At 54.1% G+C, this 11975-nt stretch carries 10 protein-coding genes; 2 read left to right on the top strand and 8 right to left on the bottom strand.

Translation table 11 applies throughout. The annotated features are described in order from the left end of the window. Positions 1-38 precede the first annotated feature (38 nt). Entirely contained in the window at positions 39-254 is a 216-nt protein-coding gene (locus HNQ92_RS05295; RefSeq protein ID WP_184171940.1) for a cation-transporting P-type ATPase, read from the top strand. 395 nt (positions 255-649) lie between these two features. On the opposite strand, the gene HNQ92_RS05290 is transcribed toward HNQ92_RS05295, so the two are convergent. Next, a complete protein-coding gene (locus HNQ92_RS05290; RefSeq protein ID WP_184171938.1) occupies positions 650-1396 on the bottom strand; it encodes an RHS repeat-associated core domain-containing protein in 747 nt (248 codons plus the stop codon). Between the two features lie 43 nt (positions 1397-1439). On the opposite strand from HNQ92_RS05290, the gene HNQ92_RS05285 reads away from it, so the two are divergent. Continuing rightward, positions 1440-1640 carry a DNA-binding protein gene (locus HNQ92_RS05285; protein ID WP_184171937.1) on the top strand — a complete coding sequence of 67 codons (201 nt, stop codon included), beginning with the start codon at positions 1440-1442 and terminating at the stop codon, positions 1638-1640. Positions 1641-1697: 57 nt separating this feature from the next. Here the strand turns inward: HNQ92_RS05285 and HNQ92_RS05280 are convergent, their stop codons facing one another. The 7 genes from HNQ92_RS05280 to HNQ92_RS28895 form a co-directional block, all read right to left on the bottom strand. Beyond that, positions 1698-2081, bottom strand: coding sequence for a hypothetical protein (locus HNQ92_RS05280; protein ID WP_184171935.1), 384 nt, complete (start codon positions 2079-2081; stop codon positions 1698-1700). A gap of 1 nt (position 2082) precedes the next feature. After that, on the bottom strand, positions 2083-3900 hold the full coding sequence (locus tag HNQ92_RS05275; protein WP_184171933.1) for an RHS repeat domain-containing protein: 1818 nt from the start codon (positions 3898-3900) through the stop codon (positions 2083-2085). 262 nt (positions 3901-4162) lie between these two features. Then, entirely contained in the window at positions 4163-4270 is a 108-nt protein-coding gene (locus tag HNQ92_RS29145; protein WP_184171931.1) for a colicin D domain-containing protein, read from the bottom strand. A gap of 34 nt (positions 4271-4304) precedes the next feature. Beyond that, on the bottom strand, positions 4305-4697 hold the full coding sequence (locus HNQ92_RS05265) for a hypothetical protein (protein WP_184171929.1): 393 nt from the start codon (positions 4695-4697) through the stop codon (positions 4305-4307). 13 nt (positions 4698-4710) lie between these two features. After that, the gene (locus tag HNQ92_RS05260) at positions 4711-6195 is read right to left on the bottom strand and encodes an RHS repeat domain-containing protein (RefSeq protein WP_184171927.1); all 1485 of its coding nucleotides are present in this window, start codon (positions 6193-6195) and stop codon (positions 4711-4713) included. Between the two features lie 131 nt (positions 6196-6326). Next, positions 6327-6827 (bottom strand): toxin-antitoxin system YwqK family antitoxin, encoded by a 501-nt coding sequence (locus tag HNQ92_RS05255; protein WP_184171925.1) that lies wholly within the window; start codon positions 6825-6827, stop codon positions 6327-6329. Beyond that, positions 6814-11973, bottom strand: coding sequence for a DUF6443 domain-containing protein (locus HNQ92_RS28895; RefSeq protein ID WP_184171923.1), 5160 nt, complete (start codon positions 11971-11973; stop codon positions 6814-6816). Before HNQ92_RS28895 ends, HNQ92_RS05255 begins: the two co-directional genes overlap by 14 nt. Positions 11974-11975 lie beyond the last annotated feature (2 nt).

Raw genomic sequence — 11975 nt, 5'->3', positions numbered from 1 at the left:
AACCCAAAGGATTGAAAGTACTCAAGAGATGCCACGCTATGGATACCCCAGATCTACCTTTCATGTACACCGACCCCACGAATCCTCCCCGAGGCCTCACCACCGACCAGGCCCTGCAATCCCGCCGGGCCCACGGCGAGAACTACGTAGACGATAAAAGCAAAAACGGAATGCTGACGGCGGTATGGGGTCTGCTCAAAGAGCCGATGCTGCTATTGCTGCTGGTGGCGGCCAGGGTGGATATTCCGGAGTAAACTTTACCACCATTCCGCTCGAAACCTTACCACCAATTCCGGAGCAAAGTTTACCACTGTTCCGACGGAAACTTTACCAGTATTCCGGGCCAAACTTTGCCACTAGTTCCGAGGCAACGTTTACCACCTGGGAGTTGGTTTGATGTTATACAAGCCTGACATTCCGTCACAAAGTTTACCACTAAGGGCTGCAACCATGGGTTGGGGTTAGATTGGGTTTTGACCTAATCACGACCTAGACTTATGGCTAACCAGTCACTTAGTATGCAAAAGTTACGGCAGGCACTACTGCTATTAAATCAAAATTTTTCCGAGCGTAATATCGTTCGGCAGACGGGTATATCCCGTCCTACAGTCCGTTACTACCGCGAGTTGTTAGGCTGCACCGGAGAGGACTACCAAAGCCTGTTAAAACTCAAGGATTCGGCGCTGGAGGCCTTAGTCCGAGCCCGACGCGCGTAGACCGGCGCTCCGGCCTTGGTCACCCCCGCCGTTTTGAGCCGGTAGAGGTTGTCGTAGGTGAAGCCGTATTGGTAGAGCTCTTTGGCCGTCACCGAAAACGCCTCGGCATAGCTGCCCGTGCGCTGCGCCGAGCGGTACTGCCAGCCGCTGATGTTGCCCACCGCGTCGTAGCTCAGGCTCATCCCGAAAAAGTCCTTGCCCGCCGCCAGCTGCGCCAGATCGTTCACCTTCGTGAGCCAGCCCCGCAGGTTGTAGGCGTAGTCCACCCGCTGGATGCCGCAGCCCAGCGTCTTGCCCGTCAGCTCCCCGATAAAAGCCAAATCCCCTCCAGTTCTACCATCATCTCCCAAATACGTGCCATCTTTCCCATAAATAGGATAGTCCAAAGCTCCTGTCGGATCAATTCTAAATATCGGATTATTACTTACGAAGTTGTAGGGAGTTAAAGACACTCTCATATGTGCCAAGGGATCCACAACACCCCACCTACCAATCTGGGCATCATACATCCTAGCCCCGTAATCCAGCCAGCCCAGTTCCCCCTGCTTCTCCTTGCCGTTGTAGGTAAAGCGATCGGTTGGACTACCTATCAGCGTATCCAGCGGTAAACTCAGCCCCCAGGGATCGTAGTGGTTCTCCTGAACCACGATCGGCGCGTAGGCCTGGGAAGGCCGTGGCATTAGGCTTCTCCTCACAGCGGCATGCCACCCTTAAATTACCCAAATGATCTTTAAGTTGGTATTCGTAGCGGTAGAAAGTATTGGCTACCTGCTGGGCAAATCCGAAAACATGGTGCTTGATAAAAAGAACCTGCAACACCTACAGGAAATCGAAAACCTCTCCGAGAAAGATAAAAACAATATCCTCTATACAATTGACAACCTGATCAAGGCCGCAAAACTTAAAAATATTGCGGCACTCTGATAAGCTAAAAGCCCCGGGCATTCTGGGGCTTAGGCTATTTGACGAAATGTATTTTGCTTACCCATTTATCCATATCTCTTTTTTATAGAAAATGTAGAAAAGAGCTACACTAAAGAATAATTTTATAATCATCCATGTTGCAAAACGCTGGTTAGTCGCATACCAACCAATTGCAAATTCAAATGAAAAGGTTAGCAAAAGGATGAATAATGCTATTATTCCTTTTTGCTTTAGGGCCAGTTGGAATGGGAAAATAAGAATAAGAATTTCGAGTATTGGCAGAGCTAATAACATCCAAGCGGTAAACAAAGCATCTTCCCTAGAATTTACTTTTTCCCAATTCCATGAATTTCTACTCTCAAGAAACTGATATAAATAGAAGCAGACCCATTTTATCAAAATATATCCCGAAAACTTTGAAAATATTCTTGCCGTCTTCATATTACTTCTTGTATCTTGTGTGAAAACTTGGTGTAGGTCTCCTCTGAATGTCATTAGTGACGGCTCCCCCGGTTCCATTATCTGTATAGCTTGAACCACGTCCATGTGTAGCTTTAAATGAGGGTTGGTTGTATTGGAACAATTGCTTACCGTTTACCGATAGAGTAGCGGACGGAAAAACATCAGTGCTCGCCGTAACGGAAAGTTTATTTCCAGACAAATTAAAAGTAGCTTTTTGAGCAACATTGACAACATCGTAGCCTAAAAGACTCAAACCAGCAGCCTCAATTCCCGGTACGCTCGCATGCTGTTCAAACGTAACTGTTCCCCCTTTCATACCCTTGATATCAATCGCCTTATTTTGATCACCTCCTAGTCCGGGAAAATAATCACGGCCTTTGAACATAGCTATACCTCCGGTTTCTCCAATGGAATATGATGATTTAATATCAACCGAAGTTAGGCTCCCGTCCGCAGCCTCATTACCCGTCACAATAATAGTAGAAGTCAATTTATCCCCAGTAACATCCCACGGTGGTTGTGGACCATCAAAAGTATTATTAATATAACTATTAAATGTAAAATTCAATGATGTACCCAAATAGGTTTCTCCCTGCTTGGTTGTTGCCTGGGAGTTCGCATTTTTGTCCCAATAGATACTTCCATCCCCCCTTTGTACAAAATCAAAAGCACCATCTGGGTCAACCCTTAAAATAGGATTGTTCTGCACATAATTGTATGGGGAGAGCCATTCTCTCTTCTCCGCTAACGGATCCACCACGCCCCACCTACCAATCTGGGCATCGTACATCCGGGCTCCATAGTCATGCCAGCCCAGCTCCCCCTGCTTCTCTTTTCCATTGTAGGTAAAGCGGTCGGCAGGGCTACCCGCTACCCACTCAGTCTGGGCATTCAGCGGCAAGCTCAAGCCCCAGGGATCGTAGTGATTTTCCTGCACCACGATCGGTGCGTAGGCCTGGGAAGGAGTCACAGCATTCTCCCGTTCTCCGCAGCGGCAGGCGATACGCAAGTTACCCAAATGATCCCGTAATTGATACTCGTAGCGGTAGAACGTGTTGGCTACGCCCGCCGGTACCCCCGCCTCGTCGTTGAGCGGCGGGTTCACCGCTCGGCCCGGCGGCAGGATTCTTCCCTCGGCCGTGGGGATAAACTCCAGGCTGTCGTTGACGTACACCAGCCCGGCGATGTAGTCGTAGACCTTGCCACTACCAAAATCCGCTTTGAGCTTCTGGCCCCCCGCATCATAGGTGTAGCCGATCGTCTGACTGCCCTTGGTGACCGCCTGCGGCAGGTTCAGGTAGTTGTACGCGATGTTGCTGATGCCCTTGCCGCTGTCACTGATCAAATTCCCGTTGGCATCGTAGCCGTAGCTGGCGTTGCTACCGAAAAACTCGTTCGGGGTAGAAGGATTGGTACCCCCGTCGGCCACCGACGCTAAGCGGTTGGAGCCCGCGGCATAGACGTAGCTGAGCTCATCCACCACGCTGCCCTGGAAGCTGCGCCGCAGGCTGACGATGTTCCCGTTGGCATCGTAGTCCATGGCCCCGTTGTCCGTTCCGCCCAGGGCATACACCGGCGCTCCGGCCTTGGTCAGCCCCGCCGTTTTGAGCCGGTAGAGGTTGTCGTAGGTGAAGCTGTACTGGTAGAGCTCCTTGGCCGTCACCGAAAACGCATCGGCATAGCTGCCCGTCCGCTGCGCCGAGCGGTACTGCCAGCCGCTGATGTTGCCCACCGCGTCGTAGTTCAGGCTCATGCCGAAAAAGTCCTTGCCCGCCGCCAGCTGCGCCGGATCGTTCATCTTCGTGAGCCAGCCCCGCGTACTTGCCTTCCTCGGGGTATTTGAAAGTCTAGAACAAGCACAAGCAAAGATCAAGAATATTGTCCAGGAACTATTCGAGAAAGTAGGTAATGTAATCTCTTTAACTTGTTTTCCTTACCTAAAAAATACGCCACCTCAATCCTGAATTAGTATTACATTCAATCCAATATTTGGATTGACATAGTGAATTACAGGTTGTCCCCTATATGTTCCATTAATAGTTTGAACTTACACAGAATGATTACTGATTAATTGCTGAGTTAAACCTGCCTGATGCAGCTTTATTCCAATTGTCTGTAATTCCAAAGTCTACAGCGTGTTTGAACTTAGCTTGTAGCTGTCTTAACATGTTTAATAATACTTTACTACTAGCCTTTATCCCCTTAGCGGCTTCCTGCTATCTCTTTCTCTCGACCTTTATGAATCATCCCTAAACTCGTTTCATTAAATTCTAATTCATTTTCAAAAACTTTAACAAATGATGCCGCAATATAGTATTTCTCATTACCACTTATTATCTCAAATAAATTACTGTTATCATAACTGAGATACTTATTAACAGAATCGTACTTAATGAAATCATCTTTGTTGACTACCCTTATTGTCAAACCATATAACATTGTAAACAATTGTAGGAATGTTGTGTCAAAGAAAATGATGTCAATATTACATTTTTGATTATCTCCTTTCTTTGATCTAATTAATAACTGTCCATGACTAATAAAATAATCAAAAACAGTAAAATCCCTGTCTGAATTAAAAATGTCCTTATTCATAATATCTCCTTTTTTAAAATGGATTCGGCACTACTTTTCCACCTTGATAAAATATTGTTCTTCCTAATGCATCAGGATTAGAATATATTTGATGTAGTTCCCAGCTTGTAACATGTAGACTTTTTCCAAATCCTTTGGCACCATCACTGACCGCTTTCCAAACATTACCCACTCCATCAAGGTTAAAGTGAATTTTATTTGCTGGATTATTTATTGTTTCTAAGAATTGTGTTTGGAAGTTTTTAGTTCCCCATGTTTCCCAAGTACTACCTCCAACTTTTTTTGCAAAGCCACCAAGGTGTTCTCTTACACCCAATGCTATATTACTTCCCCCATTAGCGGCATTTGTTATAGGTAAAGCATCCAACCCCAAAAAGATAGTATTAACCATAATCTGGGTATTATCTTTTTCTACAGCGGCATGGCTGAGTTCTGAAGCAGAACCCAAGAGGGGAACATACGCTACCTTTTTCCGTAATGATTCTCCCCCTTCCTGCAACCTTGTAGAGACCGTCGAGAGTTGCTCCTGCCTACTGGCATACATCTGGGCCTCTTGCTCAGATTGGGGTTGCGCTAAAAAGCCAAAATAATTAAGCAGCTTTTGCAACCACCCATCCTGAGGATCATCGCCCATTCGGCCGTCAGGATCAACAAAGCGTATTGGATTATTAAATCCATAAGCATAAGGACTAAATCTCCTGGCAGAATCCGCCAGCGGATCGACCACCCCCCACCTACCAATCTGGGCATCGTACATCCGGGCTCCATAGTCATGCCAACCCAACTCCCCCTGCTTCTCTTTGCCGTTGTAGGTAAAACGGTCGGCCGGACTACCCGCTACCCACTCAGCCTGGGCATTCAGCGGCAAGCTCAAGCCCCAGGGATCATAGTGATTCTCCTGCACCGCAATCGGCGCGTAGGCCTGAGAAGGCGTCGTGGCATTCTCCTGCTCCCCGCACCGGCACGCGATACGCAAGTTAGCGGAACGCCGCCCGCCCATATGATCTTTAAGTTGGTACTCGTAGCGGTAAAATTTGTTCGTAACCGTATCACCCGGATTCACCGCCCTTCCCGGCGGCAGGATTCTTCCCTCGGCCGTGGGGATAAATTCCAGGCTGTCGTTGACGTACACCAGCCCGGCGATGTAATCGTAGACCTTCCCATTACCAAAATCGGCTTTGAGCTTCTGCCCCCCGGCTCCGTAGGTGTAACCGATCGTCTGGCTGCCCTGGGTGACCGCCTGCGGCAGGTTCAAATGGTTGTAGCTGATGCTGCTGATGCCCTTGCCGCTGTCACTGATCAAATTCCCGTTGGCATCGTAGCCGTAGCTGGCGTTGCTACCGAAAAACTCGTTCGGGGTAGAAGGATTGGTACCCCCGTCGGCCACCGACGCTAAGCGGTTGGAGCCCGTCGTATAGGCATAGCTGAGATCATCCACCACGCTGCCCTGAAAGCTGCGCCGCAGGCTGGTGATGTTCCCGTTGGCATCGTAGCTCATGGCCCCGTTGTCCGTTCCGCCCAGGGCATAGACCGGCGCTCCGGCCTTGACTTGGCCCGCAAGTCGTAGGCATATATGATATTTATGCGTATTCCCTCATAATCATCTCTAGACAATGAAACGCCATACAATTATTGTTGATCTGGCACAGGCATTCGGTTGTCCACCAGTATTTCTTCAACCTCATTTTTACCGTATTTGATCTTCAATTCCAGACGACCATGATGATCATAGTATTCCCATGTCCCTATCTTTTTACCATTAGAATAATACCGCTTCACAGCAATATGATTAGGATACTCTCCGAAATGTAACCATTCCCCTTCTTCAAGATTATTTTTGAATTCCCCCAATGTAAAGATATTGCCATTATCCCTATAAGAGATCCAAGGTCCATTTAGTGTATCATTAATGTACGTTTCTACAAATTGAAACTGTCCATTATCATAATAGCTATTCCAGACCCCGTTTTTTTTTCCATTTATAAGCATACCAGAAATTAATAGCCTACCATCCGATAATGTATCAAAGGCTAGAACATTCTCCTGTCCTCTTATATTACTCCCACAATTAAGAAATATTAAATTTGTGAAAATCAAATAAATTAAACATAAATAATTACCTCTTGCCATGATTTCTTACATCTTTATTGTACAACTCAGTATAAACTTTAGTATTATTAAGTTTATCTAATTGAGCACTTATATTCCTATAACTCGAAATTCTCCCTTGTCCTAATTTATTATGATCCGATATAGCACTTTCTCCTATTGCTCGGAGTTGATCGATATACTTCATAGTACCTGGTCTAATTGAACCATCACTTTGCAAAGTACTTAATCTGTTTATGTCCTCCTGTACGTGGACAAATGATTCATGGGATAAAGTATGTAACTTAAATACATCATCTTGTCCTTTGTTTATACGGATCAGATGAATAATGCCTTTACTTGCATCCGTATTTTTATCAGCATATTGAAGGTCTTTTCCGTAATTGCTTCCAGGGCGATCAGTATTTTCAGCAGGGTTTTTCCGCTCAAAGGTCTGAGTTTGCCCATTATCGTATACCATGTGGACATGATCAGTGGACTGTATAACCAATAAATCTTTTGCATGTGATCCTGTTGCTTTGAATATCACCCCAGCAACTTTATCCCCTTTATTAGCAAACTGGGCAAAAAATGAGTACCCTTCTTTAGTTGTAAGAAACTTTCGCAGAATTTCCTGCTCTTCTTTACTATTAAATCTACTTACATCAATATCTCTACCATCTATATCATTTAATAAAATAGGATCATTTAACGAATAATTATAGAGAGAAAATGAATAGTACTTCTCCGCCATTGGATCAATGACACCCCACCTACCAAGCTGCGCATCATACATCCGGGCTCCGTAATCCAGCCAACCCAGTTCCCCCTGCTTCTCCTTGCCGTTATAGGTAAAGCGGTCCGCAGGACTGCCTATCAGCGTATCCAGCGGTAAACTCAAGCCCCAGGGATCGTAATGGTTCTCCTGTACTACGATCGGCACGTAGGCCTCAGAAGGCATCGTGGCATTAGGCTTCTCCTCACAGCGGCACGCCACCCTTAAATTACCCAAATGATCTTTAAGTTGGTACTCGTAGCGGTAAAATTTGTTCGTAACCGTATCACCCGGGTTCACCGCCCGTCCCGGCGGCAGGATTCTTCCCTCCGCCGTGGGGATAAACTCCAGGCTGTCGTTGACGTACACCAGCCCGGCCACGTAGTCGTAGACCTTCCCGCTGCCAAAATCCGCTTTGAGCTTTTGTCCCCCCGCCTCGTAGGTGTAGCCGATCGTCTGACTGCCCTGGGTGACCGCCTGCGGCAGGTTCAGGTAGTTGTAGCTGATGCTACTGATGCCCTTGCCGCTGTCGCTGATGAGATTCCCGTTGGCATCGTAGCCGTAGCTGGCGTTGCTGCCGAAGAACTCGTTGGGCGTGGAAGGATTGGTACCCCCGTCGGCCACCGACGCTAATTGATTGGAGCCCGTCGTATAGACGTAGCTGAGCTCATCCACCACGCTGCCCTGAAAGCTGCGCCGCAGGCTGGTGATGTTCCCGTTGGCATCGTAGTCCATGGCCCCGTTGTCCGTTCCACCCAGGGCATAGACCGGCGCTCCGGCCTTGGTCAGCCCCGCCGTTTTGAGCCGGTAGAGGTTGTCGTAGGTGAAGCCGTACTGGTAGAGCTCCTTGGCCGTCACCGAAAACGCCTCGGTGTAGGGGCCCGTCCGCTGCGCCGAGCGGTACTGCCAGCCGCTGATGTTGCCCACCGCGTCGTAGGTCAGGCTCATGCCGAAGAAGTCCTTGCCCGCCGCCAGCTGCGCCGGATCGTTCATCCTGGTGAGCCAGCCCCGCAGGTTGTAGGCGTAGTCTACCCGCTGGATGCCACAGCCCAGCGTCTTGCCCGTCAGCTCCCCGATGCCGTTGTAGGCGTAGCGCCCCACGGGCTCCCAGTACTTGCCCGCCTCGGGCGTCTGCTCGTCGTAGACCTGCTGGCAGATCGCCTTGGCGCGCCCGCCCCGGTCGTAGGAGCGGCGCGTCAGTAGCGTCAGCCCCCGGGTCGTCTGCCGCTCTTCGAGCACCTGCCCGCTAAAATCCAGCTTTAGGGAGCTGCGGTCCACGCTCCCTTTGTGATTCTGGGATGAGAGTTGGATTACCCGTCCCTCGGCGTCGTAGTAGGTGCTCGTGCGCAGCAGCGTGCTGCTGCCCAGCACTCGCTGGTCGGTGGCCGTAGCCAGGCCCGTGGTGTTGGTCTTGCGGGCCTGCCCGAAGGCGTGGCTGGCCTCGAAATCGTCGCTGGGGTAGGTATCGTAGTAGTGGTGGGTGATCTCCTGCCCGTTCAGCGAGACGGTCACCGCCCGGTTCAGGGTGTCGTAGGTGTAGCTCAGCACCTGCCCCTTGGCGTCAGTGCTGGTATCCAGCAGGTCCCGGCTGGTGTAGGTCATCGTGCTGCTGCCCGATCCGGGTACTTTCTTGGCCGTCAGGCGGCCCTCCGCGTCGTATTGGTAGGCGAAGAGCAAATCCCCGGCGAAGGGGTCCAGGCTGGCCCCGTCGCTGAGCAACTGCACGGCCCCCGGCGGCACCACGCATCGCAGCTGCCCGCGGGCGTCGTAGCCGTAGTGCGTCCGCAGTCCGCCCACGTCCTGGCCCACCACCCGGTCGAACAGATCCCGGTACTCGGTGGTGGGCCGCCCCGCCTCGTCGGTGGTTTCCACCACCCGCAGCGACCCGGCCGCGTAGGTGCTCACCCGCAGCGGCTCGGTAGAAAAATCAACCTGCAGCCGGAAGAGCTCCCCGGCCCGGTTGGTCCGGTAGCGGTAGGTGACCGGCTGGCTGCTGCCCGGCGCGGTGCGCGCCACCACCCGATTCAGTGGGGAGGCCTCGTACTGCAGCTGGGCGTAGGCCGCCCCGCTCTTGCCCAGCGTGCTGCCGTAGTAGCTGGCCTGGGCCGCGACGGCCCCGGCCGCGAACTGGCCCCCGCTGCTGGCCCCGGCGTAGGGCAGATACTCCCGGGGTTGTCGTCCCAGCGCGTCGTAGACGATGGGCTGCACCAGGTCGGTGGGAGCCGCGCCCCCCGGCCCGTAGCCCCCGGCCTGCACCTGCACCCGCTGCACCGGCCGTCCCAGCCCGTCGAGGTAGGTCACCGTTTGGCTCACCGAGCTGCCGTCGGCCGTGCGGTAGAGGCTCTCGGCCACGTAGCTGTGGCTACCGCTCAGCGGCTGGCTGCCGTCCAGGCTGGGGTAGTCGGTCTCCTTCACCGCCGGGAGGTCGCAGTCCTCGCAGGCGCAGGCCTGGTCGATGACCCGCAGGCGGTACTCGGCCCAGCAGCTGGCGTCGGTGCTGCTGCGCACCGCGTAGGTATAGGTGCCCGCCGCCCCGGGACGCACGTAGACCGTGTCCACGCCGCTGCGGCTGTCGGTGCTGTCGGTGGCCGTCAGACTGCTGACGTAGTGGGCGTAGGAACTGCTCCAGGCCACGGGCTCCGTCAGCCCGCCCGGCCGCTCCAGGTGCAAAGCCCGGGTCTGGCCCAGGTAGAGGGCCGTGCTGTCGCCCTCGATGGCCAGCGCGCAGGTAGCAAAGGGAGTCAGGTAGGCTCCCGGCACGGGCAGCGTATCCCACAGTTGGCCGGGGATCTGCCAGCTCACCGACAGGTGATCGCTGCCGCTGCCCTGCTTGTGCAGCACCTCCAGGTAGTAGCGCTGCCCGCAGGCCAGCGTTACGGGGGCCGAGCGCTGGCTGGGCGTGGCTCCGTACTGGCGCGCGCCCACCGGGCCGGTCTGGTGGGCGATTTTTACTTTATGCAGGGGATCCTCGTCCGTACTCAGCCAGAGTTCGGCGTCGGCGTGCGCCGCCAGCCAGAAGGTGTAGGTCCCGCCGGTAGGGGGGACCACGTAGCCCCGCAGGCGCACGCCGTAGTTGGACTGCCCCAGACTGGGGGCTTCCAGGCTCGTGAGTACGCCCACTGTGTCGGGGGCCACCGCCAGGTTCAGGTCACTGACCTGGCTGCCGGGCTGGCCTTCCCAGCGCTCGTAGGTGAGGCCTCCTCCCGCCGGAAGGGGCGGCAGCGCGCAGCCCTCGGCCACCGCGCAGAGCGGGTTGGCCGTGACCTCCGCCGTCAGCGTCAGCGTGCAGCCCGAAACCGGGTGCCGCACCGTCACCGTGTAGCTGCCGGGTTGGCTCACCGCCAGGCTGTCGGTGGTGGCTCCGCTGGCCCAGAGCACCGAAGCGGTGACGGGCTCCTGCCCGCTCAGCCGCAGCACCAGCGGCTGGGCCGGATCGCAGCTCAGCATCCCGCCCGCCAGCGTGGCCTGGGGCAGGGTCTGGTTGGTTATGACTTCCACCGTATCGACGGTGCTGCACAGGTTGTTGGGGTCGGTGACGGTGATCACGTAGGAGCCCGGCTGGCTGACCGCCTGGGTGCTGCCCAAAACGGTGGCCGGAGCCCCCGCCCAGCTGTAGAGCGGACTGCCGGGGCTGCCGCCCGTCAGGCTGGCCGTGGCCCGCAGCGTCACCGACTCGTTCAGGCAACTCAGCGGGGCGGGCGGCGTCACCGCCAGGGTGGGGGCCCCCTCCCGCCGCAGCAGGGCCGTATCCTGCACGCTACAGCCCGTGGCCGGATCGGTGACGATCAGCGTGTAGATCCCCGAGCGGGAGGCCGTCAGGGTGGTGGCCCGCTGCGCCTGGCTGATCACGGCCAGGTAGTCGGCCCCCGGGGCCACTGAGAAGCCCGCCTGAAAGAACACGACGATCCCGGCCGTGTCCCGCCGGACGCCCGTCTGCGGACTGTTGATGAACAGGGTATCGGTCGCCACCGTTTGGTCGATGGTCTGCAGCGTATCGCCCGCCGGACCGATCCACAGGTAGTGGTAGGCGGTCGTGTCCGGGCCCGTGACGGTGGCCGTCAGGGGGAAGACGGGGCCGTCGGCGCAGGGCAGCGTGGCTCCGTGCGCTACCACCGTGAAGGGCAGGCCCAGCCCCAGGTAGATGTCGTAGTCGTTGGTGAGCACCGAGGCCCCGTCCAGCAGGTACAGCTCGTGCAGCTGCACGTCACCCTGCAGGGCGGGAGCTGAGGTGGCCCCCTGGATGATGACGTCGTGGCAGGCGTTGGGCACCAGCCCCAGCGACCAGTTGGCCGGGTTGTGCCAGTTGCTGTCGGTCTGGCCCGTCCAGAGGTTGGCGGTTTGGGCCTGGCTGAGCGTGCTCAGGCCCAGCAGCAGGCCCAGCAGCAGTGGAAGAAAACGGAGGGAGGTTGGCATGG

Origin of the sequence: Rhabdobacter roseus (assembly GCF_014202275.1) — a bacterium.
Lineage (GTDB): Bacteria > Bacteroidota > Bacteroidia > Cytophagales > Spirosomataceae > Rhabdobacter > Rhabdobacter roseus.
The sequence above is the reverse complement of the archived record's forward strand: the minus strand, read 5'-3'. Positions and strand labels throughout refer to the sequence as shown.